This window comes from Micromonospora sp. C28SCA-DRY-2, from assembly GCF_030519475.1.
Classification (GTDB): Bacteria; Actinomycetota; Actinomycetes; order Mycobacteriales; family Micromonosporaceae; genus Micromonospora.
This window is the reverse complement of sequence record NZ_JAUMKD010000009.1, coordinates 176,474-202,714: the sequence shown is the minus strand read 5'-3', so window position 1 is coordinate 202,714 and position 26,241 is coordinate 176,474. Positions and strand designations below refer to the sequence as shown.

At 72.4% G+C, this 26,241-nt stretch carries 21 protein-coding genes; 13 read left to right on the top strand and 8 right to left on the bottom strand.

From position 1 onward, the window contains the following. Nucleotides 1–20: 20 nt before the first annotated feature. The 3 genes from Q3W71_RS28250 to Q3W71_RS28240 form a co-directional block, all read right to left on the bottom strand. Entirely contained in the window at nt 21–2,714 is a 2,694-nt protein-coding gene (locus Q3W71_RS28250) for a transglycosylase domain-containing protein (protein ID WP_302922503.1), read from the bottom strand. Between the two features lie 113 nt (nt 2,715–2,827). Next, nucleotides 2,828–5,704 carry a transglycosylase domain-containing protein gene (locus Q3W71_RS28245; RefSeq protein ID WP_302922502.1) on the bottom strand — a complete coding sequence of 959 codons (2,877 nt, stop codon included), beginning with the start codon at nt 5,702–5,704 and terminating at the stop codon, nt 2,828–2,830. A gap of 191 nt (nt 5,705–5,895) precedes the next feature. Beyond that, on the bottom strand, nt 5,896–6,363 hold the full coding sequence (locus tag Q3W71_RS28240) for a DUF5318 domain-containing protein (protein WP_302922501.1): 468 nt from the start codon (nt 6,361–6,363) through the stop codon (nt 5,896–5,898). A gap of 174 nt (nt 6,364–6,537) precedes the next feature. Here Q3W71_RS28240 and Q3W71_RS28235 point away from each other — a divergent pair, with 174 nt between their 5' ends. Both Q3W71_RS28235 and Q3W71_RS28230 read left to right on the top strand, forming a co-directional pair. After that, nucleotides 6,538–7,176, top strand: a complete 639-nt coding sequence (locus Q3W71_RS28235) for a PadR family transcriptional regulator (RefSeq protein WP_088996671.1) — start codon at nt 6,538–6,540, stop codon at nt 7,174–7,176. A 23-nt stretch (nt 7,177–7,199) separates the two neighbouring features. After that, nucleotides 7,200–8,279, top strand: coding sequence for an inositol-3-phosphate synthase (locus Q3W71_RS28230; protein ID WP_302922500.1), 1,080 nt, complete (start codon nt 7,200–7,202; stop codon nt 8,277–8,279). An 87-nt stretch (nt 8,280–8,366) separates the two neighbouring features. On the opposite strand, the gene Q3W71_RS28225 is transcribed toward Q3W71_RS28230, so the two are convergent. The 3 genes from Q3W71_RS28225 to Q3W71_RS28215 form a co-directional block, all read right to left on the bottom strand. After that, nucleotides 8,367–9,302, bottom strand: coding sequence for a hypothetical protein (locus Q3W71_RS28225; RefSeq protein ID WP_302922499.1), 936 nt, complete (start codon nt 9,300–9,302; stop codon nt 8,367–8,369). Between the two features lie 171 nt (nt 9,303–9,473). Continuing rightward, on the bottom strand, nt 9,474–9,962 hold the full coding sequence (locus Q3W71_RS28220; protein WP_302922498.1) for a methylated-DNA--[protein]-cysteine S-methyltransferase: 489 nt from the start codon (nt 9,960–9,962) through the stop codon (nt 9,474–9,476). Between the two features lie 146 nt (nt 9,963–10,108). Next, nucleotides 10,109–10,513, bottom strand: coding sequence for a hypothetical protein (locus tag Q3W71_RS28215; protein ID WP_302922497.1), 405 nt, complete (start codon nt 10,511–10,513; stop codon nt 10,109–10,111). Between the two features lie 116 nt (nt 10,514–10,629). On the opposite strand from Q3W71_RS28215, the gene Q3W71_RS28210 reads away from it, so the two are divergent. Together Q3W71_RS28210 and Q3W71_RS28205 are read left to right on the top strand one after the other, a co-directional pair. Continuing rightward, a complete protein-coding gene (locus Q3W71_RS28210) occupies nt 10,630–11,151 on the top strand; it encodes a hypothetical protein (protein WP_302922496.1) in 522 nt (173 codons plus the stop codon). Nucleotides 11,152–11,180: 29 nt separating this feature from the next. Beyond that, nucleotides 11,181–12,695: a flotillin family protein gene (locus tag Q3W71_RS28205; protein WP_302922495.1), complete on the top strand. Its 1,515-nt coding sequence runs from the start codon at nt 11,181–11,183 to the stop codon at nt 12,693–12,695. A gap of 56 nt (nt 12,696–12,751) precedes the next feature. On the opposite strand, the gene Q3W71_RS28200 is transcribed toward Q3W71_RS28205, so the two are convergent. Then, nucleotides 12,752–14,215 carry a CCA tRNA nucleotidyltransferase gene (locus tag Q3W71_RS28200; protein ID WP_302922494.1) on the bottom strand — a complete coding sequence of 488 codons (1,464 nt, stop codon included), beginning with the start codon at nt 14,213–14,215 and terminating at the stop codon, nt 12,752–12,754. 126 nt (nt 14,216–14,341) lie between these two features. Here Q3W71_RS28200 and murJ point away from each other — a divergent pair, with 126 nt between their 5' ends. From murJ to Q3W71_RS28165, 7 genes are all read left to right on the top strand, one after another. Further along, nucleotides 14,342–16,087 carry a murein biosynthesis integral membrane protein MurJ gene (gene murJ / locus Q3W71_RS28195; protein WP_302922493.1) on the top strand — a complete coding sequence of 582 codons (1,746 nt, stop codon included), beginning with the start codon at nt 14,342–14,344 and terminating at the stop codon, nt 16,085–16,087. A gap of 436 nt (nt 16,088–16,523) precedes the next feature. Beyond that, nucleotides 16,524–18,125 carry a protein kinase family protein gene (locus Q3W71_RS28190; RefSeq protein WP_302922492.1) on the top strand — a complete coding sequence of 534 codons (1,602 nt, stop codon included), beginning with the start codon at nt 16,524–16,526 and terminating at the stop codon, nt 18,123–18,125. A gap of 40 nt (nt 18,126–18,165) precedes the next feature. Further along, complete coding sequence (gene sigM, locus Q3W71_RS28185) at nt 18,166–18,942, top strand: RNA polymerase sigma factor SigM (RefSeq protein ID WP_302922491.1); 777 nt, start codon at nt 18,166–18,168, stop codon at nt 18,940–18,942. After that, entirely contained in the window at nt 18,939–19,952 is a 1,014-nt protein-coding gene (locus Q3W71_RS28180) for a hypothetical protein (RefSeq protein ID WP_302922490.1), read from the top strand. Before sigM ends, Q3W71_RS28180 begins: the two co-directional genes overlap by 4 nt. Nucleotides 19,953–20,130: 178 nt before the next feature. Beyond that, nucleotides 20,131–21,084 carry a thioredoxin-disulfide reductase gene (gene trxB, locus Q3W71_RS28175; protein WP_302922489.1) on the top strand — a complete coding sequence of 318 codons (954 nt, stop codon included), beginning with the start codon at nt 20,131–20,133 and terminating at the stop codon, nt 21,082–21,084. Nucleotides 21,085–21,119: 35 nt separating this feature from the next. Next, entirely contained in the window at nt 21,120–21,443 is a 324-nt protein-coding gene (gene trxA, locus Q3W71_RS28170; protein WP_088996685.1) for a thioredoxin, read from the top strand. A 226-nt stretch (nt 21,444–21,669) separates the two neighbouring features. Further along, nucleotides 21,670–22,833, top strand: a complete 1,164-nt coding sequence (locus Q3W71_RS28165) for an N-acetylmuramoyl-L-alanine amidase (RefSeq protein ID WP_302922488.1) — start codon at nt 21,670–21,672, stop codon at nt 22,831–22,833. 50 nt (nt 22,834–22,883) lie between these two features. Here Q3W71_RS28165 and Q3W71_RS28160 read toward each other — a convergent pair whose 3' ends face one another. Continuing rightward, nucleotides 22,884–23,549 (bottom strand): GNAT family N-acetyltransferase, encoded by a 666-nt coding sequence (locus Q3W71_RS28160; RefSeq protein WP_302922487.1) that lies wholly within the window; start codon nt 23,547–23,549, stop codon nt 22,884–22,886. 294 nt (nt 23,550–23,843) lie between these two features. Between Q3W71_RS28160 and Q3W71_RS28155 the strand changes: the two genes are divergently transcribed. Together Q3W71_RS28155 and Q3W71_RS28150 are read left to right on the top strand one after the other, a co-directional pair. Further along, on the top strand, nt 23,844–25,157 hold the full coding sequence (locus Q3W71_RS28155; RefSeq protein WP_302922486.1) for a PLP-dependent aminotransferase family protein: 1,314 nt from the start codon (nt 23,844–23,846) through the stop codon (nt 25,155–25,157). 7 nt (nt 25,158–25,164) lie between these two features. After that, nucleotides 25,165–26,154, top strand: a complete 990-nt coding sequence (locus Q3W71_RS28150) for a D-alanine--D-alanine ligase (RefSeq protein WP_302922485.1) — start codon at nt 25,165–25,167, stop codon at nt 26,152–26,154. The last annotated feature ends 87 nt before the right edge of the window (nt 26,155–26,241 follow it).

Below are 26,241 nucleotides of genomic sequence, written 5' to 3'. Positions count from 1 at the left end.
CGCCGGCGGCGTCGGTGGGGTCAGTACCCCCGGGTCGTGCGGGGTGGGGTGGTGGGCAACAGCCCGCCGCCGGTCCCGTCGATGCCGACCGGTGGCGGGGTGGCCGGAAGGGTTGGGACGGTCGGTGGCCCGTTGCCGTTGCCGTTGCCGTCGTCGTCCGGCGGGCAGAGCGGGTCGCAGCCGGGCGGCGTCGACGGCTGGATCGGTGGCGGCGACGGCGGGGCCGGCTCGGTGCCGTTGCCGGTGTCCGCGTCACCCATTCCGGTGACGGTCGGCAGGTCGGCGTTGGCCTTGCCCTTGAGCGCGGTGTCCATGTACCGCTTCCACAGCTTCGCCGGGAAGCTGCTGCCACCGATGTCGTTGCCGTCGTCGTCGACGATCGTCGGCTTCTTCGCGTCCCGGCTGCCGACCCAGACCGCGGTGGCGACGTTCCTGTCGTACCCGACCATCCAGGCGTGCGCGTTGCGCGGCGTGCCGTTGTGCTCCCAGGTGCCGGTCTTGCCGGCGGCGTCCCGGCCGCCGTCGAGGTCGGCGTTGTTCTTCTCCGGGATCTCCTTCAGCACCGCGGTCACCTCGCGGGCCACCTCCGCGCGGATCCGCTGCTGGCCGCCGGTCTTGTGCAGCTTCTCCCCGGTGCCGGGCACGCTGACCCACTCGCCGGTGGTCTTGTCCTGCTTCTCCACCGACAGCACGAAGTGCGCCTTGTTGTACTTCCCGTCGTTGGCCAGGGTGGCCAGCCCGTTGGCGTGGTCGAGCACGGTGATCGGGTACTGGCCGTAGCCCACCACCCGGTCGAACCGGCGCGGCGCGAGTTCCGCCGCCTCGGACGCGGTGAGGTCGTACGGCTTGGGCGGATCGACGGTCCACATCGTGCCGACCCCGGCGCGCTTGGCCATCTCCACCACCCGGTCCGGGCCGATCTCCTCGGTGACGTGGAAGAACGGCACGTTGTACGACCGGATCGTCGACTCCTCCAGGGTGCACCACTTGCCGCACACGCCCGCGCCCCGGCCGGCGTTCTGCACCTTGTCCTTGAACCCGCTCGGTTTGAACGGCGTGGCGTCCCAGTGCGACTTGACCGAGATGCCGGCGTCGATCGCGGCGGCCAGGGTGTACACCTTGAACGACGAGCCCGGCGGGTGCCCGCCGACGATATCGCCGTTGGCGTTGGTGTTCTTCCCCGCGTAGTCGAAGTCGGCGCCGCTGTCGCCGCCGTAGTAGGCCAGCACCCGGCCGTTGCCCGGGTCGATGGAGACCGCCGCGGCCATCAGGTTCTTCGGCTGCCCGTGCAGCACCGAGCCCTTCCTGTCCGGCTGGGCCGCCGCCTCCAGCGCCTTCTGCAGCCTCCAGTCGATGGTGGTCTTGATCCGGTAGCCGCCGTCGCGCAGCTCGTCGACGCAGGCCGGCTTCCCCGGCGCACCGGAGTCGGAGCAGATCCCCCACTGCTCCAGTTCCTGCCGGACGTAGTTGACCACGTTGCCGCTCGGGGTTTTCACGCCGAACCCGTTGCCGTCCTTCGGCGGGGGCAGCACCTTGGGGTACTCGGTGGGCCGGTCCGGTCGGCCGGGCACGCCCAGCCAGCCCTCGGCGACCATGCCGTCGATGACGTACTGCCAGCGGGACCGGGCGTCGGTCGGGTTGACCGCCGGGTCGTAACCCTGGTGGGTCTGGCTGGCGACGGGCTGCTTGATGAGGGCGGCGAGCACCGCGCCCTGCGCCGGGGTCAGCTTCGCCGCGGAGGTGTTGAAGTACGTCTGTGCCGCCGCCTCGATGCCGTACGCGCCGCGGCCGAAGTAGATCACGTTCAGGTAGTGCTGCATGATCTGCGGCTTGGTGTACTTGTCGTTCAGCTTGGAGGCGAGGATCGCCTCCTTCACCTTCCGGCCGTACGTGTCGTCCTGGAGGTTGTCGAACGCGTTGCGGGCGTACTGCTGGGTGATGGTCGAGGCGCCCTGCTTGTCGCCGCCGATGAAGTTGTTCCACGCGGCCCGGGCGATGCCCTTGTAGTCCACACCCGAGTGCTTGTAGAAGTTCCGGTCCTCGGCCGCCGCCACCGCGTCCTGTACGTGCTGCGGGATCTGGTCGATGGTGACGAACGTGCGGTTCTCGCTGCCGAGCTTCGCCACGATGCTCTTGCCGTCCGCGGCGTACACGGTGGTGGAGAGCGGCAGCGGCACCTCGTTCGGCAGCACCACCCGGGTCGAGTACCAGGTGAAGCCGACGACGCCGAGCCCGGCCAGCATGATGAGGACCGCGAACCCCGCGACCAGCGTGTTCAGCCGTTTTCGCTTGCGTCTGGGTGGCCGGGCCGCGGCCGGACCGCCCGCGCCGCGCCTGCCGCCGCCGGGACCGACCGGACCGGCCGGCCCACCCGGCCCGCCGGCGGCCGGCGGCACGGTGGCCCGGGCCACCGACGCCCGAGCGCCCACCGCCGCCGAACCGCCGACCCGGGCCCGTCCCCCGGCCGGCGCCGCACCTGCCGGGGCGCCACCGACCGTGGCCCGCCCGGCCCGACCGCCAGCGGCGGGTGGCATCGGGACCCTGCCGGGGCGACCGACCGGGGCGGTACCCTCGGCCGCCGGTCCGACCCGCCCGGGCGGCTCACCGCCTGTGCGGCGGTACGCGTCCGCCGGCGCCGGATCGCCGTGGCGACCCGGGATCCGGGCCCGCCCGCGTGGGGAACCGGGATGACCGTCCACTCCACTCGTGCTCATGAAACCGCATCCTGCCGCACGAGCCGGCCCCGCGTGCCCCTCTCACGTCGTGGCGGGGACGCGAAACGCCGCCGGCGACCGGATCTCTCCGGCCGCCGGCGGCGTTCCCGGCCTCAGTAGCCCGCAGTGGTGCGGGGTGGTGTGCTGGGCAACAGTCCGCCCCCGACGCCACCGAACGGGTTCGTCGTGCCGCCGTTGTTGCCACCGCCGCCGTTGTTGCCGCCACCGTCGTTGCCGCCGCCGTCGTTGCCACCACCGTCGTTGCCGCCGCCGTTGTTGCCGTCGCGCGGGCAGAACGGGTTCAGCGGGTTCGGGCAGCCCGGCGGGTTCTGCGGGACGGTCGGCGGGGGCGGCGCCTCGCCGTTGCCGGACTCCGGGTCACCGACGTTGGCCGCGGGCGGGAAGTCGAGCTTGTCCCAGTCCTTGACCTTGTGCGCCTCGTCCATGAACCGTTCCCAGATGGTGCCCGGCAGGTTGCCGCCACTGATCCGGGTGCCGTTCTTCATCTTGAGCGGCTTGCGCTCCTTGACGTTGCCCACCCAGACCGCGGTGGCGATCTGCGGCGTGTAGCCGATCATCCAGGCGTCGCCGTTCTCCGGGCTGTCCGGCTTCTGCTCCCAGGTACCGGTCTTGGAGGCGGCCTTCCGGCCGTCGTCGAGCCGGTGGTTGACCTGGGCCGGGTACTGCTCCAGCACCGAGGTCACGTCGGCCACGACGTCCTTCGGGATCCGCTGCTCGCCCTTGAGCTTCTCGCCGCCGCCGGGGACCTTCACCCACTTGCCGGTGTTCTTGTCCAGCTTCTCGACGCTGTAGAGGAAGTGCGCCTTGTGGTAGACGCCCTGGTTGGCGAAGGTGGCGACCCCGTTGGCGTGGTCCAGCACCGTGATCGGGTACTGGCCGTAGCCGATGACGTGGAAGAACGGGCTGGGCGCGAGCTCCTTCGGGTCGGCCTTGACCAGGTCGTACGCCTTCGAATCCTTGGTGTCCCACATCATGGTGACGCCGGCGTCCTTGGCCATCTGGACGACCTTGTCCGGCCCGATGTCCTCCGTCACGTGGTAGAACGGCACGTTCAGCGACTTCAGCGTGGAGACCTTCAGCGTGCAGGAATTGCCGCAGGAGGGGTTGTCGACACCGGCGTTGCTGACCTTGAACTTGGTGTTCGGCGGCGTGAAGGCCCGGCCCTTCCAGCGCGACTCGAGCGCCTTGCCCTCCTTGAGCGCCGCCGCCAGCGTGTAGATCTTGAAACTCGAACCCGGCGAGTGGCCGCCGGTGACGTTGCCGTTGGAGTCGATGTTCTTGCCGGCGTAGTCGGTGCCGGTGCCGTTGTCGCCGCCGTAGTAGGCGAGCACCCGGCCGGTCTTCGGCTCGACCGCCACCACCGCCGCCATCAGGTTCGCCGGCTGGCCGTTCAGCTCGGAATCCTTGGCCTTGCGCTGGGCGACCGCGACCGCCGCGTCCTGGATCTTCTTGTCGATGGTGGTGCGGATCCGGTAGCCACCGGCCATCAGCGCCTGGGAGCAGAGCGGCTTGGCGTCGGTGACGTCGGCCTCGCTCTCGACGCAGAGGCCCTTCTCGCGCATCTCGTCCCGGACGTAGTTGATCACGTTGCCCTGGGGCGTGTTCACGCCGAAGTCCACCCCGATGGCGCCCTTGTTCGGCTTCTGGATGTTCTTCGGGTACTCGGTCGGCCGCTGCGGCCGGCCGGGCGCGTCCAGCCAGCCCTCGGCGACCATGCCGTCGATGACGTACTGCCAGCGGCCCTGCGCGTCGGTCGGGTTGACCGCCGGGTCGTAACCCTTGTGGGTGGCGGTGGCCTGCGGCTGCTTGATCAGCGCGGCCAGCACCGCGCCCTCGGCGACGGTCAGCTTGCTGACGTCCTTCTTGAAGTACGTCTGCGCCGCCGCCTGGATGCCGTACGCGCCGCGGCCGAAGTAGATCACGTTCAGGTAGTGCTGCATGATCTGCGGCTTGGTGTACTTGTCGTTGAGCTTGGAGGCGAGGATCGCCTCCTTCACCTTCCGCGCGTACGTGTCGTCGTTCAGGTTGTCGTAGGCGTTGCGGGCGTACTGCTGGGTGATGGTCGAGGCGCCCTGCTTGTCGCCGCCGGTGAAGTTGTTCCACGCGGCCCGGGCGATGCCCTTGTAGTCCACACCCGAGTGCTTGTAGAAGTTCCGGTCCTCGGCCGCCGCCACCGCGTCCTGCACGTGCTGCGGGATCTGGTCGATGGTGACCAGGGTGCGGTTCTCCTCGCCCAGCTTGGCGATGATCGTCTTGTTGTCGTAGGCGTAGATGGTGGTCGCCTGCGGCGGGTCGGTGTCCTCGGGCAGCACCACGTTGGTGGAGTAGTAGGTGAAGCCCACGACGCCGAGGCCGGCCAGCATGATGAACACCGCGAAGCCGGCGATCAGCATGTTCATCCGCTTGCGCTTGCGCGCCCGGGCCGCCGCGGCCGGGTCACCCGCGCCACGACCACCCCGACCGGGACCGGTCGGCCCGCCGGGGCCACCCGGCCCGCCGGAGACCGGCGACACGCTGGCCCGGGCCACCGCCGCCGACCCGCCTACCCGGGCCCGCCCGGCCGACGCCGCACCCACCGCGGCGGCTCCGACCGTGGCCCGCCCGGCCGGGCCGCCCGGCGCCGGGGAGACCGGCACCGAGGCCCGACCCGCGCCCGCCCGGCCACCGCCGGGCGCCGGGGAGACCGGGACCGAGGCCCGGCCGGCGCGCCCGACGGAGGCGGAACCCGCCGCCGAGCCGCCGCGCGGGGGCACAGCGGCCGAACCGCCGACCGAGGCTCGGCCACCCGCCCCGCCCCGCGGCCCCACCGAGGCCCGGCCGGCCGGGGCCGAACCGTCCGCGGCCGCCCAACCGTTCGCGCGCGGCTCACCACCGCGGCCGTACGCGTCGTCCGCCCGTCCCGGGTCGCCGTTCTGGCCCGGGATCTGGGCCCGCCCACGCGAAGAACTGGGATCGCCGTACGAGTTCATTCCTCACACCCTGCCGGTCGCGGTGGAGCGCGGATGCGCCGCCACCGGGTTGCCGTGAGTTGAGACACCCGCCACGGCGGCACACACGTGCCGATCAGCCGGTGTCAGTTCCGTATCAATCGGGCCATTCGGACCAACGAGCTGTCGGTCGCCCCAGCTCTCCTCCACCGGGTCAACCGATCCAGCTGGGATCACCGTTGCGCCTCTCGCCTCCGTCGAGTGGCCGGCGCGGTGGCCGCGGCGTTGCCGCCACCCACCGCGTCCTGGTCCGGCCCGCCCTCGCCGCCACCGGTGAGCCCGTCCCGCCCGAGCAGGAACTGCTCGACGAGATGGTTCCAGTCACAGCCGAGGCACACCTCCACCACGAAAACCTGGAACTCACGCAGCGTCATCGCCAGCACGGGCAGTTCCGCCAGGGTGCGGGCCTGGCCGGCGGACTGCTTGAGTTCGTCCCCGTAAATGTAGTGGACGTGGATCAGGTTCTCGCTCCGGCAGATCGGGCACCGCTCGTCGGTCGGCTCACCGTGGAACCGAGCAGCGTTCTTCAGGTACGGCGAGGCGTCGCAGACGTCGTAGGTGCCGACCCGCCCGGCGAGGAGCTCACGCAGCACCGCCCGCTTCTGGAGCGAGTAGTCGACGACCTGGCGCTGCGTACGCATGCGGAGAAGGGTACGCGGTCTCGCCTGACGAGGCGACCGTGGTGACGATGCGTGACGACAGGAACTCGGATTGGGGGTTTGCCCTGATCACGGTGAACCGCTAACGTGCGATGTATCGGTCCGATACATCGCGGCGGTTAGCACTCCCCGCACAGGGTAAGGGAAGGGTGGTCCGTGCTCGAGCTCGCCATCCTCGGCCTGTTGCAGGAGTCTCCGATGCACGGCTACGAGCTGCGCAAGGAGTTGACCGCAAAGCTCGGAGCCATCCGGGCGGCGATCAGCTACGGCTCGCTCTACCCGACCCTGCGGCGGCTCCAGGCGGCGGGCTGGATCGCCGAGGCCGCCGAGACACCCGCCACCGCCGAGGAGGTTCCCGCGCTGACCAGCCGACGAGGTCGGGTGGTCTACAAAATCACCGCGGAGGGCAAGGAACGCTTCGCCCAACTCATCGCACAGGCCGGGCCCGAGACGTACGACGACACGGGCTTCGGTGTGCACTTCGCGTTCTTCGCCCGGACCGACCAGGCGACCCGACTGCGCATCCTGGAGGGTCGCCGGCGAAAGATCGAGGAGCGTCGCGAAGGGCTTCGTGACGTGCTCGGCCGGGCGGCCGAGCGCCTCGACGCGTACACCCTGGAACTGCAACGCCACGGGCTGGAGGCCTGTGAGCGCGAGGTTCGCTGGCTGGAGGAGCTCATCGCCAACGAGCGCTCCGGCCGTGCCCCGACGGTCCCGCAGCCCGGGACGGCCGGCGGCCGACGAGAAGACACCAGCCCGCCTCCGCCTGGAGAGTCCAGGAAAGAGCGGCCGTGATGAAGAAGAAGGAGGCAGACGCTATGGGCTCCGTCCGCGTCGCCATCGTCGGTGTGGGGAACTGCGCCTCGTCCCTGGTACAGGGCGTGGAGTACTACCGGAACGCCGACCCGAACGACCGCGTCCCGGGTCTCATGCACGTCACCTTCGGCGACTACCACGTTTCGGACGTGCAGTTCGTCGCGGCGTTCGACGTGGACGCCAAGAAGGTGGGCATGGACCTCGCCGAGGCGATCGTGGCCAGCGAGAACAACACCATCAAGCTCTGCGACGTGCCGCCGACCGGCGTCACCGTGCAGCGCGGCCCCACCTTCGACGGTCTGGGGCAGTACTACCGCGAGATCGTCGAGGAGTCGGACGCCGAGCCGGTCGACGTGGCCAAGGCGCTGCGCGACGCCCAGGTCGACGTGGTCGTCTCCTACCTGCCGGTCGGCTCCGAGCAGGCCGACAAGTTCTACGCCCAGGCCGCGATCGACGCCGGCTGCGCGTTCGTGAACGCCCTGCCGGTCTTCATCGCCTCCGACCCGGAGTGGGCGCAGAAGTTCACCGACGCCGGCCTGCCGATCGTCGGTGACGACATCAAGAGCCAGGTGGGCGCCACCATCGTGCACCGGGCGCTGGCGAAGCTCTTCGAGGACCGCGGTGTCGAGCTGCTGCGCACGTACCAGCTCAACTTCGGCGGCAACATGGACTTCATGAACATGCTGGAGCGCAACCGCCTGGTCTCGAAGAAGATCTCGAAGACCCAGTCGGTGACCTCCCAGATCCCGCACGAGATGAGCAAGAGCGACGTGCACATCGGCCCGTCCGACCACGTGCCGTGGCTGGACGACCGCAAGTGGGCGTACATCCGCCTGGAGGGCCGCTCGTTCGGCGACACCCCGCTCAACGCCGAGCTCAAGCTCGAGGTGTGGGACTCGCCGAACTCGGCCGGCGTCATCATCGACGCGGTCCGGGCCGCGAAGATCGCGCTGGACCGGAAGATCGGCGGCCCGATCCTGTCGGCCTCGTCGTACTTCATGAAGTCCCCGCCGGTGCAGTACGCCGACCACGACGCGCACGCCGCCGTCGAGGCGTTCATCGCCGGCGAGGTCGAGCGCTGACGCGCTGACCACCAGCACCGCCGAGGGCCGGGTCCGCACGGACCCGGCCCTCGCGTGTTCCGGTCGATCGGGTACGGGGACCGGCCGTCAGCTCCAGCGGGGCCTGCTCCGCCGGGCCGCGGCCGCGCGTTCCGCCCGGCGGGCGGCGAGCGCCTCGGCGCTCAACCGCTCCCCGCCGGAGATCGGCTGGAACATCGGGTTCACCTCGCCGTAGCTGATCACGAACGCCACCACGTCGATGATCACGTGCGTCGTCTTCAGCGTGTAGACCGAGACCAGGTCGAGGTTGTTGCTGACGCCCGAGAAGAACGCGTTCGACAGCGTCTGGTTGGCCTGGAAGTTGATGGTGGAGAACTCCGCGGGGCGCGGCGTGCCCTCCGGGAAGATCTGGAGGAAGCCGGCGGCGAGTGGACCGGTGACGGTCACGTTGCCGAACACGCCCTCACCGAAGAAGACGTAGTCGCCCAGGTTGACGTGGATCGTCCGGCCGGCCAGGAGCCGGCCGGAGCTGTCCAGGTTGCCGGTGCGGTTCTCGATCCGGGCCCGCCCGATCGGCGTGCGGGTGTCGATGACCCGCTGCGGCGTGACCGGGACGATCCGGCTGGCGGTGCCGCTGGTGTAGACGAAGTCGACGATGCTGAACCCGTCGGACCGGCCGGAGACCGCCAGCAGCGTGCCGGCGCTGTTCATGCCGATCGAGCCGACCTCGGCAGTCGGCGGAAGAGTGTCGCCGCTCGGGGCGAGCCGCAGCGCCGGCTCGGCCAGCGTGATGTCGTTCGGGTACGGCGTCGTCCTGGCGTTCTCCAGCCGCAGCGTGGCGCCCGTGGCGGCGCTCCGCAACGTCGTGGTCTGGTCCACGGCGTCGTTGTCCCGGCCTTGCAGGACCGGGTCCCCGGGAGCGGCCTGGGCGGGGCCGGCGGCGCTTGCCCCGACCACCCCGGTGCCGGCGATCCCCGCGGCGACGGTGCCCGCTCGGCGCAACAGCCGGCGGCGGTTGACGGTCCTGTCCTGCCTGTCGTTCATGGGAAGCCCCCGTCGAGGTCGGGCGGATCAGACGCCTCGATCCTCAGCGCCGAGCGTGATCCGTCGCATCGACCGATCGGTCGCTCCCGATCCGTTCGGCCGACGGCTCGCGTGTCTCCGGCCGGCCCGACGGCTCGCGTGCTCTCCGGCCGGCCGGGAGCCGCCGGTGGGTCAGCCGGAGCCGAGCAGGGAGCGTTCGAAGTCGACCCGGGCCTCCAGTTCGAGCAGGAAGCGCTTGCGGTCCAGACCGCCGCCGAAGCCGACCAGCTTGGCGCCGGCGCCGACGATCCGGTGGCAGGGCACGATGACCGGGACCGGGTTGCGGTTGCAGGCCACCCCGACCGCCCGGGCGGCGCCGGGATCGCCCACCCGCCGGGCCACCTCGCCGTAGGTGAGCATGCCGCCGTACGGGATCCGGGTCATCTCGCGCCACACCGCCCGCTCGAAGTCGGAGCCCCGGGGCGCCGCCACCGGCAGGCTGAACTCGGTCAGCTCGCCGGCGAAGTAGGCCCGCAGCTCCGCCACCGCGCGGCGGGAGAACCCGTCGCCCGGCTCGTCGGCGGCGCCGGCGACCCGGCCGAAACGCGTACCGCGGACGCTGTCGTCGTCGGTGGCCACGGAGAACTCTCCGATCGGCGAGTCGAGCACGGTCCAGCGCATCCACCCATTGTCGTCCACCGGTCCGACAGATCCCGCCGGCAGCCGCCCGGTGCCGCGTCCCGGTCGAGAGGCCCTGGTGCGCGCAGCGGGCTGGCGGAGCCGCGGCGCCCCTACCGGGCTGACGCCGCCCCGGCTCCGGCCGGCGCTCAGAGCAGGGTGACGCCGAGCAGCAGCGCGCCGGCGACGAGGCAGGCCCCGCCGGCCACGGTCAGCCAGATCAGCTTGTTGGGCCGGGTGTCCTGCGGCCGGACCACCGAGAGGAAGAAGCCGAGCGGCATCAGGATCGGCGCCGCGACCAGCAGCGACCGGATCAGCGTGCGGGTGCCGTCGGACGCGTCGGCCTGGTCGACGTAGGGCAGCACGGCGAGCGCGAACAGCACCAGCACCCCGGCGTGGGCGTGGCCGGCGGTCCACAGCCCCCGGCGGACCGGGTTGTCGAGGTAGCCGGCCTTGCGCCGGGCCAGGTGGGTGAGCAGGGTCAGGCCGCCGTACGCGACGGCGACCACGGTGATCAGCAGGACGCCGGCGGTGGTGCGGGTTGCCTCGGACATGGAAACCTCCGTCTTGTCATTGTCAAGATGCACCGATCGGCGCGATCTTGTCAACAGCTAGATTCCTTGTCGGACACCCGCCGCGACCGGCCGGGACGTTGCGCGGGATCGATACCGTGCGGGTCGTGGCCACGGGGACCCTGCTCTTCCTCATCATCGGCGGCATCGGCGTCGGGGTGCTGGCGCTCGCGCTGCTCGGCACCGAACTGCTCCACTTCGGTCAACCCGATCTGGACGGTCCGGTGTCGGTCGAGGCGGTCGCCGGGTTCGTCGGGGCGCTCGGCTTCGGCGCCGCGATCGTCAACGAACTGCTCGGCGGGGGCGGCCCCGGCGCGATCGCGGCGGCGGTGGCCGGCGGAGTTCTCGCGGCCGTGCCCACCGCGTGGGTGGCGGCCCGGCTCGGCCGGGCGGCCCGCGACATGCCCACCGACGCGACCCCCAACCGCCACCACCTGGTCGGCGCGCTCGGCCTGGTGGTCACCCCGGTGCCGGTCGACGGCTACGGCGAGGTCCGGGTCCGCGTGGCCGGCCAGCCGGTGAAGCTCAACGCCCGGGCCGACCGGCCGATCCCGGTCGGCGCCCAGATCTTCGTGGTCGAGGCGCTCAGCGAGACCAGCGTGCACGTCGAGACCTACTGAACCCCCTCATAAAGAAACAGGACGGTCACATGCCCCTTCTCATCGCCATCGGCGGCGCGGTCCTCCTCGTCCTCGTGCTCATCCTCTTCGTGCTCTCCCGGATCAAGGTCGCCGGGCCGAACGAGGCCTTCATCGTCACCGGCCGCAAGGGCCGCACCACGCAGACCGCCGACGGCGGCCGGTCGACCGACATGTCCGGGCAGAAGGTGGTGCTCGGCGCCTCGGTCTTCGTCCTGCCGGTGGTGCAGAAGCTCCAGTCGCTGGACCTGTCCAGCCGCCGGATCGACGTCGGGATCAAGGGCGCGGTGAGCAAGCAGGGCATCCGTACCGAGCTGCACGGGGTCGCGATCGTCAAGGTCGGCGGCACCGAGGACGCCATCCGCGCGGCCGCCCAGCGCTTCCTGCACCAGCAGGACGAGATCGAGGACTTCACCCGGGAGGTGCTCGCCGGCGCGCTGCGCTCGATCGTCGGCCGGCTCACCGTCGAGGAGGTCATCCGGGACCGGGCGGCCTTCGCCAGCGCGGTGGCCGAGGAGGCCGAGCACTCGATGACCAACCAGGGCCTGGTGCTGGACACCTTCCAGCTCCAGGACATCCTCGCCGAGGGCTCCTACCTGCAGGACCTGGGCCGGCCGGAGGCCGCGCGGGTGCTCAAGGACGCGGCCATCGCCGAGGCCCGGGCCCGGCAGCAGGCCGAGCAGGAGCGGCTGCTCGCCGAGGAGGCGATCGCCGAGGCCAACCGGAACCTGGCGCTCAAGCAGGCAGCCATCCAGGCGGAGATCGACGCGGCCAAGGCGAAGTCCGCCGCCGCCGGGCCGCTCGCCCAGGCCGAGCGGGACCAGGCGATCCTCTCCGAGCAGCAGAAGGTGGCCGAGCGCAACGCCGAGCTGAAGCAGCGCCAACTGGACACCGAGGTGCGCAAGCCGGCGGACGCCGCCCGGTACAAGGTCGAGCAGGAGGCCGAGGCGGCCCGCAACGCCGCGGTGTTGAACGCCGACGCGCAGCGGCAGGCAGTCATCGCCGCCGCCCAGGCCGCCGCCGAGCAGGCCCGGCTCACCGGTGAGGGCGAGCGGGCCCGGCGGGCCGCGCTGGCCGAGGCGAACGCGATCGAGGGCGCCAAGGAGGGCGAGGCCGAGCAGCGGCGGCGCTCCGCGATCGCCGAGGCGGTCGAGCGGGAGGGCCAGGCCGAGGCGGCGGCCATCCTGGCCAAGGGGCAGGCGGAGGCGGACGCGATGGCCCGCAAGGCCGAGGCGTTCGCCGCGTACGGCGAGGCGGCGGTGCTCGACCTGCTGGTCAAGGTGCTGCCGCAGGTGGTCGAGGCGGCCAGCGCGCCGATCGGCGCGATCGACAAGATGACGGTCATCTCGACCGACGGGGCCTCCTCGCTGACCAAGTCGGTGGCCGGCAACGTGGCGCAGGGGCTCCAACTGGGCAGCGACCTGACCGGCATCGACCTGACCGGCCTGCTGGCGAAGCTCGGCTCGGCGTCGTCGTCGGGCAACGGCAAGCCGGCGGTGGACGGCACCGCGGTCGAGGCGAAGTAGCGCCGACCGTAGGGCGAAGGGCGTCGCTCCCCGGGGGCGGCGCCCTCCGCGTCGGCTCAGTCGCGCAGGCCCTCGTCGCGGGCCCAGCGCAGCAGCTCGGCCTCGGCCGTCTCGCGGTCCAGCGGGCCGCGCTCCAGGCGCAGGTCCTTCAGGTGCTTCCAGGCGCGGCCGACCACCGGCCCCGGCGGTACGCCGAGCAGCTCCATGATCGCGTTGCCGTCCAGGTCGGGGCGGACCCGGGCCAGATCCTCCTCGGCGGCGATCCGGGCGATCCGCTCCTCCAGCGCGTCGTAGTCGGCGGCGAGCTGGGCCGCCTTGCGCCGGTTACGAGTGGTGCAGTCCGACCGGGTGAGCTTGTGCAGCCGCGGCAGCAGGTCACCGGCGTCGGCGACGTAGCGGCGCACCGCCGAGTCGGTCCACTCGCCCCGGCCGTAGCCGTAGAACCGCAGGTGCAGCGCGACCAGCGCGGTCACCTGAGCGGTGACGTCCTTCGGGTAGCGCAGCGCCTTCATCCGCGCCTTGGTGAGCCGGGCGCCGACCACCTCGTGGTGGTGGAAGCTGACCCGGCCGTCCGGGCCGACCGCCTTGGTCGCCGGCTTGCCGACGTCGTGCATCAGCGCGGCCATCCGGAGCACGAAGTCGCAGCCGTCCTCCTCGTACGAGACCGCGTTGCTCACCACGGTGAGGGTGTGCTCGTAGACGTCCTTGTGCTGGGCGTGCTCGTCGATCTCCAGCTTCAGGCCGGTCAGCTCCGGCAGGAACCGGTCGGCCAGCCCGGTGTCGACCAGCAACCGGAGCCCGGTCACCGGGTCGGCGCCGCAGAGCAGCTTGGTGAACTCGTCGCGGATCCGCTCGGCGGTGATCCGGTCCAGGTCGGCGGCCATCCGGGTCATCGCCGCGTGCACGTCCGGGTGCACCGCGAAGCGCAGCTGGGCGGCGAACCGGGCGGCCCGGAGCATCCGCAGCGGGTCGTCCCGGAACGACTCCTGCGGCGACGCCGGGGTCCGGATCACCTTCGCCGCGAGATCGGCCAGCCCGCCGTGCGGATCGGTGAACCGGTGCTCGGGCAGGCTGACCGCCATCGCGTTGATGGTGAAGTCCCGCCGCTTCAGGTCCTCGGTCAGGTCCGTGCCGTAGCTGACCACCGGATTGCGGGTGACCTGGTCGTACGCCTCGGCCCGGAAGGTGGTGATCTCCAGCCGCAGCCCGTCGCGCTGGGCGCCGATGGTGCCGAACTCGCGGCCGGTCTCCCAGATCGACTCGGCCCAGCCCCGGACGATGCGCAGCGTCTGGTCGGGCAGCGCGTCGGTGCAGAAGTCGAGGTCCTCGCCGAGCCGGCCGAGCAGGGCGTCCCGCACCGAACCGCCCACCAGGTGCAACTCGTGGCCGGCCTTCGCGAACCGGCGGCCGAGCTCGTCGGCGACCGGCGAGACCCGGAGCAGTTCGGCGACGGCGTTGCGCTGCGCGGCGGTGAGTTCGCGGCGGTCGGCGGCGGCACGGGGAACGGAGGCTTCGGACATGGGATCGCCAGCCTATCGGTCCCGGTGCGGATGTCCTCCGCCGGGCGCGGGTAGCAGGTGCGCGTTGACTATCGTCATGCTCGTGCGGGCCGGTGCCGGCTCCGGATACCCCTTGGAGGCGAGAAGATGAGCGGCGGGCTCTACCGCAGCGCGAACGCCATGGGTGACGGCGGCGGGCGGCCTCCGGCGGACGGCGCCACGTTCATCTCGGCGGAGCCGCTCAACCAGCCGGCGATGGAGTCGACCGCCCCGCCGCCGGAGCAGGTGGCCGAGGGCAGCGCCGCGACCAACAGCGCGGTGATGGCGATCGGCAGCCTGGTCAGCCGGGGCACCGGCTTCCTGCGCACGCTGGCGCTGACCGCGGCGCTGGGCGGCGCCCTGGTCGGCGACGCGTACACCACCGCGCAGATCCTGCCCGGGATGGTCTACGAGTTCCTGCTCGGCGGCATCCTCACCAGCGTGCTCATCCCGGTGCTGGTGCGCCGGCGCAAGGCCGACGCCGACGGCGGTCAGGCGTACGCCCAGCGGCTGCTCACCCTCGCGGTGGTCACCCTGGCCGCGGCCGCGCTGCTCGCCGTGGCCGCCGCGTCGCTGCTCACCATGCTCTACACCAGCGACAACCGCGGCGAGGCTTACCAGGAACTCGTCACCAACCTGTCGTACCTGATGCTGCCGATGATCTTCTTCACCGGCCTCAGCGCGCTGATCAGCGCGGTGCTCAACACCCGGGGGCACTTCGCCGCCCCGATGTGGGCGCCGATCCTGAACAACATCGTGGTGATCGCCACCGCCGGGCTCTACATCGCGATCTTCGGCGCCGAGATCATCCGGCCGGAGCAGATGACCACCGGGCGGATCCTGCTGATCGGTGGCGGCACCCTGCTCGGCGTGGCGATCCAGGCCGCCGGCCTGCTGCCGGCGCTGCGCAAGGTGGGCTTCCGGTGGCGGTTCCGGTTCGACTTCCGGGCGCTGGGCCTGGCCGAGCTGGGCCGCCTCGGCGCCTGGATGTTCTGCTACGTCGCGGTCAGCCAGATCGGCCTGATCGTGCTCTTCAACCTGCTGAACCGGGCGGGTGACGGGGACGCCGGCGCGCTGATCTACAACAACGTCTTCCTGCTGCTGATGATGGCGCACGGCATCATCGCCGTCTCGATCATCACCGCGCTGATGCCCCGGATGAGCGCGGCCGCCGCCGACGGCCGGTACGCCGACCTCGCCGCCGACCTGTCCCGGGGCACCCGCACCGTCTCGGCGGTGCTCGCCCCGATCGCCGTCTGCTACGCGGTGCTGGCCACCCCGCTGTCGGTGACGCTGTTCCGCTACGGCGCGTTCAGCGACGACAACGCCGCCGACACCTCGCTGGTGCTGCTGGTCGCCGCGCTCGCGCTGGTGCCGTTCGCGATCAGCCAGCTGTTCACCTTCGCCTTCTACGCGCTCCCCGACACCCGCACCCCGGCGCTGATCAACATTCCGGTGGTGGCGCTGCGGATCGGAGTCCAGATCATTCTCTTCGCCGCCTTCGCCGCGCACTTCGCGGCCGCCGGAATGATGATCGGCAACGCGGTCTCCTACCTGGCCGCCGCGATCGCCTCCGCCTGGCTGCTGCGGCCCCGGGTGGGCCGGATCGGGCTCGGCGCGATCACCCGCACCCTGGCCCGGGTCGCGGTCGCCGCGCTCGGCGCGGCCCTGGTCGGCCTGCTGGTGGTCGCCCTGCTGCCCGGCGACGACACGCCGAGCCGCGCCCAGGCGCTGGCCCAGTTGGTGATCGGCGGGGCGGTGATCGGCGGTACCTATCTCGGTCTGGCCATGGCGCTGCGGATCGGTGAGATCACCGAGGTGGTCGGGATGGTCCGGCGCCGGCTCGGCCGCTGACCGCCGCCCGGCCCTACCCGCCGGTACGAAGCGTGACGGTGGATCACCAGCCTGGGGATGCGCCTGTGGATAACTCCGCGATTCCCCGCTCAGTCACCGGATCGGGCTGTGGATAACCAACCGGACGGCTGAGTATGGCGCCCCGTTCGTCGGGAACCCCCCGGACATCGACGCGGCCGCGACACCGTTCCGGCCCCTGCGTCGAGCCCTTGCGGTCTACCTCTAGATTGGCTAGTACATGTGCCAGCAACGTGGTTGACAACGGTCGTAACCGGACGAGCTCGTCTACTCCCGAAACCTCGCTGGGTGCGGCGGGAAGATGACATGTCGGGGAGACGGCCCAGCCGGGTAAGGTCGCTCTCGACGGGTACGGCAGGCACCGGCGCTCGCGCCGACACCGGTCGGCCGGCCCCTGAAAGACAGAGCGGGAAGCCACATGCCCAGCAGCGCGGGTCCATCGATCGACACGATCACCGAGGGAGGACGGGTGACCCAGGTCGGCGAGGGTCAGGACGCGGACGAGAGCGCTCCTCCGGTCATGACCTTCGGTGCTCCCACGGCCGGTGAGATCCTCGCCGAGCGTTACGAGCTGGTCGAGCACATCAACAACGACAGCGCGGGCCGGCTGGTCTGGCGCGGGGTCGACGTCGTACTGCGCCGTCCCGTCGCGGTCGTGCTGCGCTACCCGGGCGGCGAGTCCGCCACCGAGATGCTCCAGGCCGCCGTCGCGGCCAGCCGGGTCATCCACCCCAACCTGGTCGGCGTCTACGACGCGATCGACGAGGGCGAGCGGGCGTACGTGGTCCGCGAGTGGGTCGACGGCCGGTCGCTGCGCGAACTGGTCGCCGACGGCCCGCTCGACGGGGCCCGGGCGACCACCATCGGCAACGCCGTCGCCAGCGCGCTGGCCGCCGTGCACGCCACCGACATGGTGCACGGCAACGTCCACCCCGGCACGGTGATGATCAGCGACGACGGCCGCGTGGTGCTGGCCGACGCGCGCACCGACGGCGACGACAGCCAGGAGAGCGACGTCCGGGCGGTCGGCGGCATCCTCTACTTCGCGCTGACCGGGCACTGGCCGCACACCGAGGCCCCGCTGCGCGGCGCCACCGCCGGCCACGGCCGGGCCGCCATCCCGGACGCGGTGCGCGACGCGACCGGCGCGCTCGCCGCGCCCCGGCAGGTCCGGGCCGGCGTGCCGGCGTACCTCGACGACCTGACCATGGACCTGCTCGACGCCGAGGTCGCGCCGCCCTCCTCGGACGTGCTGGCGGCCGAACTGGCCCGGCTCGACGTGCCCGCCGACGAGCAGTACCTGGACAACAGCGGCCCGCTGCGGTTCGCCGCGGACACCGGCGACGAGCCGTCGCCGCTGGCCGCCGCCGGCGGTCGCAAGGTGGCCATCGGCATCGCCGGCCTGCTCGCCGTCGCCCTGGTCGGCCTGCTGATCGGCATCAGCGCGCTCGGCGGCGACGACAAGGACCCGCAGACCAACCCGGTCGCCCAGCCCACCTCCAGCGCTCCCGCCGACGACGCCAGCCCGGCTCCCGCCGTGGGCCCGATCAAGATCACCAGAGCTCAGATCATCGACCCGGACGGAGACCGGACCGAGGTCAAGAACGCCGACAAGGTGTTCGACGGTGACGAGGACGAGGGCTGGGAGACGCAGACCTACCGGCGGGCCGCCAACTTCGGCAACCTCAAGAAGGGCATGGGGGTCTGGATCGACCTCGGCTCCGAGCGCAACGTGAAGTCGGTGCAGGTCCTGCTCTCCGCCCAGGGCGCCTCCGCCCAGCTCTTCCACGGCACCACCGAGCACCCGTCGACCAAGGCCGGTGACGCCCAGCTCGTCGCCGACTACCAGCAGAAGCCGGTCGGTCGGGCATTCGAGGAGCACGACGGCACCACCATGACCTTCACCGGCTTCAACGCCGAACAGAAGTACCGCTACCTGCTCTTCTGGATCACCGAGCTGCCGGACAGCGACGGCGGCTACAAGGTCGGCGTGCAGGAGATCAAGGTCCAGGGTTCGTGAGCCGCTCGTCGCACCCCGGGCGTCGCCTCCGCCGGACGCGATGATGACCGGGCACGGCGAGCGGGCGGACGGGTCGGCGGGCACCACGGGTGGCCCGCCGCTCGCGTCGTCACCGGCCGAGGCCAGCGACCTGGACCTGCTGCACGCCCACGTGGCCGGCGACCGGGACGCCTTCGCCGAGCTGTTCCGCCGGCACCGGGACCGGCTCTGGGCGGTCGCCCTGCGTACCCTCGGCGACCGCGAGGAGGCCGCGGACGCCCTCCAGGACGCGCTGCTCTCGGCGCACCGCGCCGCGGCCCGCTTCCGCGGCGACTCGGCAGTCACCACCTGGCTGCACCGGATCGTGGTGAACGCCTGCCTGGACCGGATCCGGCGCCGCCGAGCGCATCCGACCGTGCCGCTGCCGGACGGGGTGCACGACCGGGAGTCCGGGTCCGCCACCGGCGGCGTCGAGCCGGCCGCGCCGGCACCGGACCACGACACCGCGCTGGTCGTCCGCGACGCCCTCGCCGCGTTGCCGGTCGAGCAGCGGGCCGCGCTGGTCCTGGTCGACGTGCAGGGCTACCCGGTGGCCGAGGTCGCCCGGATGCTCGGCGTGGCCGAGGGGACGGTGAAGAGCCGGTGCGCCCGGGGCCGGGCGCGGCTGGCCACCATGCTCGGTCACCTCCGGCCGCGAACCACCGCCCGGCCCGGACAGCCGGCGGGCGGGCCGGAGCCGGACGTGCCGGGTGTCACCCTCGGGAACCCCCGGGCTCCCGAGGGCGTCGGATCGGGGTCGGGACGATCCCGGCGGGATGCCAACCAGGAGGACGCGTGAGCGCCGGGGGCTTCAGCGAGGTCGACCACGACCTGCTCGCCGACTACGTCGGCGGGGCGCTGGAGGGCACCCCCGAGGAGGCCACCGTCGCCCGGCTGGTCACCGAGGACCCCGCCTGGTCCGAGGCGTACGCGCTGCTGGCCGCGGCCGTGGCCGGGGTCCGCGCCGACCTGGCCGGCTGGGGCGAATCGCCCGAGCCGATGCCGGCGGCGGTGACCGACCGGATCCTGGCCGCCCTCGCCGCGCAGCCCGTCGACGTACCGTCCGACGAGACTCCGGCCGACCCCACCGCGGCCACCGGGTCGCGCGCGGTGTCCGCCGAGCCGGACACCGCCGCCGCGCCGGCGGTCGTGCCGGCGCAGCCGGTGGGTGGCTCCGGGCGGCGCCCGGCCGGCGTACCCCGATCGGAGCCGGGGCGCGGCGCGGCGACCGGCCCGGGCCGGCGGCGGCGCCGGTTCACCCGGCTCGCCGGTCCGGTGGCGGTCGCCGCGGTGTCGATCGCCGCGGTCGGGCTCGGCGTGAACCAGCTCGCCGGTAACCGGTCGGAGGACGGGGCGGCCGGAACGGCGCTGAGCGACAGCGCCGAGGGCCGGACCGCGCCCGAGGCGGCCGGTCCGGCGGCGGCCGGCGCCTCCGGCGCCCAGCAGCGCAGCGGGACGGACTACACCCCCGAGACGCTCGGCGGCCTGTCCACGCTGAAGGCCGTGCCGTTCGGCAGCGGCGCCCCGGCCCGGGTCGACGCGGAGGGCGGGCGGATGGCCGCCCCGGGCGGTCTCGACCGGCTCGCCGACCAGGCCGCGCTGACCGCCTGCCTGGGCGACATCGGCACCGAGCACGGCGCCGGGCCGCTGGTGGTCGAGGTGGTCGACTACGCCCGGTTCCAGGGGCAGCCGGCGCTGGTGGTGCGCTTCACCGACAACTCCGGTGCCCGGTGGGCCTGGGTCAGCGGACCCGAGTGCGGTGTCCCCGGATCTGGCGCGGACACCCGGTACCGCACGCGGGTAGGGTGAAATCGCGGTCGGGCGTTTGACCGTCCACGTGACCTGACCCACCGGATGACCGGCTCGGGAATCCCCGGTTCGTACGATGACGTTCTGGAAGTCAGCTGCCGGCACCCCCGAGGCGTCGGCACTCGGATCGGCATCGGTGCGCGTGCCGATGGCGAACACACACAATCGGGAGACGGCAGTGGACGAGGTCCGCAACCTGATCATCATCGGCTCCGGGCCGGCCGGCTACACGGCGGCGGTCTACGCCGCACGCGCCAACCTCAAGCCGCTGGTCATCGAGGGCGTGCAGTCCGGCGGCGCGCTGATGACCACCACCGAGGTGGAGAACTTCCCCGGCTTCGCCGACGGCATCCTCGGTCCCGAACTCATGGACAACATGCGCAAGCAGGCCGAGCGGTTCGGCGCCGAGTTCCTCACCGACGACGTCACCCGGGTCGAGCTGGTGGACACCGGCGACGTCGGCTCCGGGGCGACCAGCACGGTCTGGGTCGGCGAGACGGCCTACCGGGCCCGCGCGGTCATCCTCGCCACCGGCTCCGCCTGGCGTCCGCTGGGCGTACCGGGTGAGCAGGAGTACCTGGGCCACGGTGTCTCCTCCTGCGCCACCTGTGACGGCTTCTTCTTCCGCAACCAGAACATCGTGGTGGTCGGCGGTGGCGACTCGGCGATGGAGGAGGCCAGCTTCCTGACCCGGTTCGCCGACTCGGTGACCATCATCCACCGCCGGGACTCGTTCCGGGCCAGCAAGATCATGGCCGACCGGGCGCTGGGCAACGAGAAGATCAAGGTCGAGTGGAACACCGTGGTCGAGGAGATCCTCGGTGCCGACGGCAAGGTCTCCGGCGTCCGGGTGCGCAACGTGCACACCGGTGAGTCGAAGGTGCTCGACGTCACCGGTGTCTTCGTGGCGATCGGCCACGACCCGCGCAGCGAGCTCTTCCGGGGGCAGGTGGAACTCGACGCCGAGGGGTACGTGAAGGTCGAGGCTCCCAGCACCCGGACCAGCGTGCCCGGTGTCTTCGCCGCCGGCGACCTGGTCGACCACACCTACCGGCAGGCGATCACCGCCGCCGGCACGGGCTGTGCGGCCGCGCTGGACGCCGAGCGCTTCATCGCCACGCTGCAGGGCTGAACAACCAGATACACATCCCCGGAGGAGGGTCATAGATGGGTGCAACCAAGTCGGTCACCGACGCGAGCTTCGCGGCCGACGTGCTGAAGTCCGACAAGCCGGTGCTGGTGGACTTCTGGGCGGAGTGGTGCGGGCCGTGCCGCAAGGTCTCGCCGCTGCTGGAGGAGATCGCCGGCGAGATGGGTGACCAGGTCACCATCGTCAAGCTCAACATCGACGAGAACCCGGAGACCGCCCGGACCTACCGGGTGATGTCGGTGCCGACCCTCACCGTGTTCAAGAACGGCGAGCCGGTGCAGTCGATCGCCGGGGCCAAGCCGAAGGGCGAACTGGTCAAGCTGATCGAATCCGCGCTCTGAGCAGCATAAACACCACTTTTCCGACCCCGCGCCCGCGCAACAGCCGGGCGCGGGGTTCGTCTTTTCCGGACGGCCGCACCTCGACCCCGCGGAACGCATAACCTCAACCCGGGGCCCGGTGGCCGGCGCCCCGGCAACCCGTCAACGAGGCGAGCACCTCCGTTCCAGTCGCGGTCCTGCGACCGCGGGGCCCGGCCAGCCAGCATCCGCGCAGAGGGGGTCGTGCGTGCGTCCGATCCGACCCGGAGACCGTGGGCCCGCCGTGACGGAGATCCGTACGGTGCTCTCCGGCCTCGACCTGCTCACCCCGTCGCCCGGCCCGGGCGACGAGTTCGACCCGCAGACCGAACGGGCCGTGCGGGCCTTCCAGCAGTCCCGTGGGCTGAGCGTGGACGGGCGGGTGGGTGCGGAGACCTGGCGGGCCCTGGACGCCGCCCGCTGGCGGCTCGGCGCCCGCACCCTCTACCACGCGGTGCCCGAGCCGCTCACCGGTGAGGACGTCCGGTCGCTGCAGGAGCGGCTGCTGGAGATGGGGTACGACGTGGGGCGCGCGGACGCCATCTACGGCATCCGGACCGCCCGGGCGGTCGCCCAGTTCCAGCGCGAGGTCGGGCTGACCCCGGACGGCTCGTGCGGCCCGCACACCATGGACGCGCTGCGCCGGCTGGGCCGCAAGGTGGTCGGAGGCCGGCCGCAGTGGCTGCGCGAGTCGGACGCGATCCGGCAGTCCGGGCCGACGCTGGTCGGCAAGACGGTGGTGATCGATCCCGGGCACGGTGGCACCGACCCGGGCGTGGTGGTGCGGGACGGGCCGCTGTGCTGGACCGAGGCGGACCTGGTGCACGACCTGGCCAGCCGGCTGGAGGGGCGGCTCGCCGCGTCCGGGGTCCGGGTGCAGCTCACCCGTGGCCCGTCGCCGCGTACCTGCCTGCCCGACGTCGACCGGGCCCAGCTGGCCAACTCGCTCGGCGCGGACGTGTTCATCTCGCTGCACACCGACGGGCACGCCAACCCGGCCGCCGAGGGGGTGGCCACGTACCACTACGGCACCGACAACGGGGTGACCTCGGCGACCGGGGAGCGGCTGGCCGGGCTGGTGCAGCGGGAGATCGTGGCGCGTACCGGGCTGCGCGACTGCCGTACCCACGCCAAGGCGTGGGACCTGCTGCGACTGACCCGGATGCCGGCCGTCCGGGTCGAGGTCGGTTACCTCACCTCGCCGGCCGACCGGGCCCGGCTGGTGGATCCGCGGTTCCGCGACCGGGTGGTCGAGGCGATCGTGGCCGGGGTGCAGCGGATGTACTTCCCGATCGAGCGGGACGTGCCGACCGGCTCGATCGACGTGAGCGAGCTGCGGGCGGTGGTGGCCGCCGGCACGGTGGTGGACTGACCGGCGGCGTGGCGTCCCGTCCCGGGAGTGGTCGGTCGGGCGTGCGGCGTTCAGCCGATCGAGGAGCGGGTGGCGGGGGCGGGTCGGACCGGCCGCAGCAGGGTCTCCGGGCTCATCGAGCCGAGCAGCTTCTCCAGCGCGTACTCGACGTCGGACTTCCAGCTCAGCGCGGTGCGCAGTTCCAGGCGGAGGCGCGGGAAGCGGGGATGCGGACGAACCGTCTTGAAGCCCACCGAAAGGAAGAAGTCGGCAGGAGCCAGGCAACCGCCGGCCGGGTCGTCGGAGTCGCCGAACTTGGCGTCGCCGAACGCCTCGATCGCCTTGATGCCGCGCTTGGTGAGGTCCCGCGCGACACCCTGGACCAGCATCCGGCCCAGCCCGCCGCCGGCGAAGGCGGGCACCACGTTGGCCGTCATCAGCAGCGCGGCGTCGGCCGAAACCGGCGAGGTGGGGAACGCCATCGAGCGGGGCACGTAGGCGGGCGGGGCGTACATGACGAAGCCGGCCGGCATGCCGTCGACGTAGACCAGCTTGCCGCAGGAGCCCCACTCCAGCAGCGTCTGGGAGACCCACGCCTCCTTCTCCAGGCCCGGGTCGCCGGCCGCGCAGGCCCGGTCGGCGGAGACCGGGTCGAGCTCCCAGAAGACGCACTGCCGGCAGGGGCGGGGCAGGTCCTCCAGCGTGTCCAGGGTCAGACTGACCAGACGTCGCGACATTGGCGCATCCCCACACTCAGGCTCGGTGATGAACCGGCACGGAACGACCCCGCCGCCTTCCTGCCCCCGACCAGCGATCGTACGCCGCGAACGGACGTCAGGGGAGAGGACGCGCGAAACCCCACCTCCGGGTGGCCGTCCGCCGGGTCCGGCATGTGGAAGCCTGCCCCCGGCGCGGCGTCATCCGGGCGCGAGCGGACTACGATCGACATTCGGCGTCCCGTGTCGCCATGGTCGCCGGTGTCCGGGGTACCCCGGGACGGAAGCCACCCGAGCAGCCATCGAGGTGATGTCATGACCGGCACGACACTCGACGACTACACCGACCGGTACGCCCGTCGGGTCCGGGGCATGACCGCCTCCGAGATCCGAGCGCTCTTCGCGGTGGCCAGCCGGCCGGAGGTGGTCTCGCTCGCCGGTGGCGCCCCCTACATCGCGGCACTGCCGCTGGACGCGGTCGGCGAGATGCTCGGCCGGCTCGGCGCCGAGCACGGCACCACCACCCTCCAGTACGGCATCGGGCAGGGCACCCTGGAACTGCGCGAGCGGATCTGCGAGGTGATGTCCCTCTCCGGCATCGACGCGGCCTGCGGCGCCTCCCCGGAGGACGTGGTGGTCACCGTCGGCGGTCAGCAGGCGCTCGACCTGGTGGCCCGGCTCTTCCTCGACCCGGGTGACGTGGTGCTCGCCGAGGGGCCGACCTACGTCGGCGCACTCGGGGTGTTCCAGGCGGCCCAGGCCCAGGTCGTGCACGTGCCGATGGACGACGACGGGCTGATCCCGGAGGCGCTCGAGGTGGCCATCGCCGAGCAGGCGCGCGCCGGCCGCCGGGTGAAGTTCCTCTACACCATCCCGACCTACCAGAACCCGACCGGCGTCACGCTGACCGAGGAGCGGCGCGAACGGGTACTCGACATCTGTGAGCGCGCCGGCCTGCTCGTGGTCGAGGACGACCCGTACGGCCAACTGGGCTTCGAGGGCGACGCGCCGGCGCCGCTGCGCGCGCGCCGGCGGGACGGCGTCTTCTACCTGAGCACGTTCTCCAAGACCTTCGCCCCCGGGCTGCGGGTGGGCTGGATCCTCGCGCCGCACGCGGTCCGCGACAAGCTGGTGATCGCCAGCGAGGCGCAGATCCTCTGCCCCAGCGGCTACGCCCAGGCGGCCGTCACCACCTACCTGTCGACAATGCCCTGGCGGCAGCAGCTCAAGGTCTACCGGGAGGTCTACCGGGAGCGGCGGGACGCGATGCTCACCGCGCTGGAGGACCTGATGCCCGACGGCACCACCTGGACCACCCCCGGTGGCGGCCTCTTCGTCTGGGCCACCCTGCCCGACGGGCTGGACTCCAAGGCGATGATGCCGCGGGCCATCGCCGCCCGGGTGGCGTACGTGCCGGGCACCGGCTTCTACGCCGACGGCACCGGCAGCGGCAACATGCGGCTCAACTTCTCCTTCCCGTCCCCGGAGCGGATCCGGGAGGGCGTGCGCCGGCTGGCCGGCGTGATGGAGCAGGACATCGCCATGCGGAAGGTCTTCGGCGCGGTGGGCCGGCCCGGCGTGCGACGCGGGCAGGCCGGTTCGGACACGCCGGGACCTGACTTGGCATGATTTCGGCATGAGCGCCACCGCTGCCGAACATCCCGCCGCGACCCCCGTCACCGCCGACCTGCACGTGCTGGTCCTCGCCGGCGGCCTTTCCTACGAGCGGGACGTCTCGCTGCGCTCCGGCCGCCGGGTGCTCGACGCGTTGCGCGCCGTCGGCATGGACGCCGAGCTGCGCGACGCCGACGTGGCCCTGCTGCCGGCGCTGGCCGCCGACCCGCCGGACGCCGTGGTGATCGCCCTGCACGGCGCCACCGGCGAGGACGGCTCGCTGCGCGGGGTGCTCGACCTCTGCGGCATCCCGTACGTCGGCTGCGACGCCCGCGCCTCCCGGCTCGCCTGGGACAAGCCGTCGGCGAAGGCGGTGCTCCGCGAGGCAGGCATCCCCACCCCGGACTGGGTGGCGCTGCCGCACGACCGGTTCTCCGAACTGGGCGCGGTGGCGGTGCTCGACCGGATCGTGGACCGGCTGGGCCTGCCGCTGATGGTGAAGCCCGCCCAGGGCGGCTCCGGTCTGGGCGCCGCGGTGGTCCGGGACGCCACGGCCCTCCCGGCCGCGATGGTCGGCTGCTTCGCATACGACTCCACGGCGCTGGTCGAGCGGTACGTGCCGGGCATGGACGTGGCGGTCTCCGTGGTCGACCTGGGTGACGGTCCGCGCGCCCTGCCGGCCGTGGAGATCGTGCCCCGCAACGGGGTGTACGACTACGCCGCCCGGTACACGGCCGGCCGTACCACCTGGCACACGCCCGCCCGACTGGACCCGGCGGTGGCCGACACGGTCGCCGAGGTGGCGCTCGCCGCGCACGCCGCGCTCGGCCTGCGCGACCTGAGCCGGGTCGACCTGATCGTGGACGCGGACGGCCAGCCGCACGTGCTGGAGGTCAACGTCTCCCCGGGGATGACGGAGACCTCCCTGCTGCCGCTCGCCGTGCAGGCCGCCGGTCTCGACTTCGGCCGGGTGCTCGGCTCCCTGGTGACCCGGGCCGCGAGCCGCGCCTGAGCGCGGCTACTCCCTACCCCGGCCGTTCCGTCTGGCCGCACGGCTTCGACGTCTCCTGACTCGGCCCCTCGGTCGGGGCTGCTGTGA

Bases quoted from the DNA above. Each gene is read 5' to 3' on its own strand.
- Q3W71_RS28250 (WP_302922503.1), bottom strand. From the start codon at position 2,714: ATGAGCACGAGTGGAGTGGACGGTCATCCCGGTTCCCCACGCGGGCGG.
- Q3W71_RS28245 (WP_302922502.1), bottom strand. From the start codon at position 5,704: ATGAACTCGTACGGCGATCCCAGTTCTTCGCGTGGGCGGGCCCAGATC.
- Q3W71_RS28240 (WP_302922501.1), bottom strand. From the start codon at position 6,363: ATGCGTACGCAGCGCCAGGTCGTCGACTACTCGCTCCAGAAGCGGGCG.
- Q3W71_RS28230 (WP_302922500.1), top strand. From the start codon at position 7,200: ATGGGCTCCGTCCGCGTCGCCATCGTCGGTGTGGGGAACTGCGCCTCG.
- Q3W71_RS28225 (WP_302922499.1), bottom strand. From the start codon at position 9,302: ATGAACGACAGGCAGGACAGGACCGTCAACCGCCGCCGGCTGTTGCGC.
- Q3W71_RS28220 (WP_302922498.1), bottom strand. From the start codon at position 9,962: ATGCGCTGGACCGTGCTCGACTCGCCGATCGGAGAGTTCTCCGTGGCC.
- Q3W71_RS28215 (WP_302922497.1), bottom strand. From the start codon at position 10,513: ATGTCCGAGGCAACCCGCACCACCGCCGGCGTCCTGCTGATCACCGTG.
- Q3W71_RS28205 (WP_302922495.1), top strand. From the start codon at position 11,181: ATGCCCCTTCTCATCGCCATCGGCGGCGCGGTCCTCCTCGTCCTCGTG.
- Q3W71_RS28200 (WP_302922494.1), bottom strand. From the start codon at position 14,215: ATGTCCGAAGCCTCCGTTCCCCGTGCCGCCGCCGACCGCCGCGAACTC.
- murJ (WP_302922493.1), top strand. From the start codon at position 14,342: ATGAGCGGCGGGCTCTACCGCAGCGCGAACGCCATGGGTGACGGCGGC.
- Q3W71_RS28190 (WP_302922492.1), top strand. From the start codon at position 16,524: ATGCCCAGCAGCGCGGGTCCATCGATCGACACGATCACCGAGGGAGGA.
- sigM (WP_302922491.1), top strand. From the start codon at position 18,166: ATGATGACCGGGCACGGCGAGCGGGCGGACGGGTCGGCGGGCACCACG.
- trxA (WP_088996685.1), top strand. From the start codon at position 21,120: ATGGGTGCAACCAAGTCGGTCACCGACGCGAGCTTCGCGGCCGACGTG.
- Q3W71_RS28160 (WP_302922487.1), bottom strand. From the start codon at position 23,549: ATGTCGCGACGTCTGGTCAGTCTGACCCTGGACACGCTGGAGGACCTG.
- Q3W71_RS28155 (WP_302922486.1), top strand. From the start codon at position 23,844: ATGACCGGCACGACACTCGACGACTACACCGACCGGTACGCCCGTCGG.
- Q3W71_RS28150 (WP_302922485.1), top strand. From the start codon at position 25,165: ATGAGCGCCACCGCTGCCGAACATCCCGCCGCGACCCCCGTCACCGCC.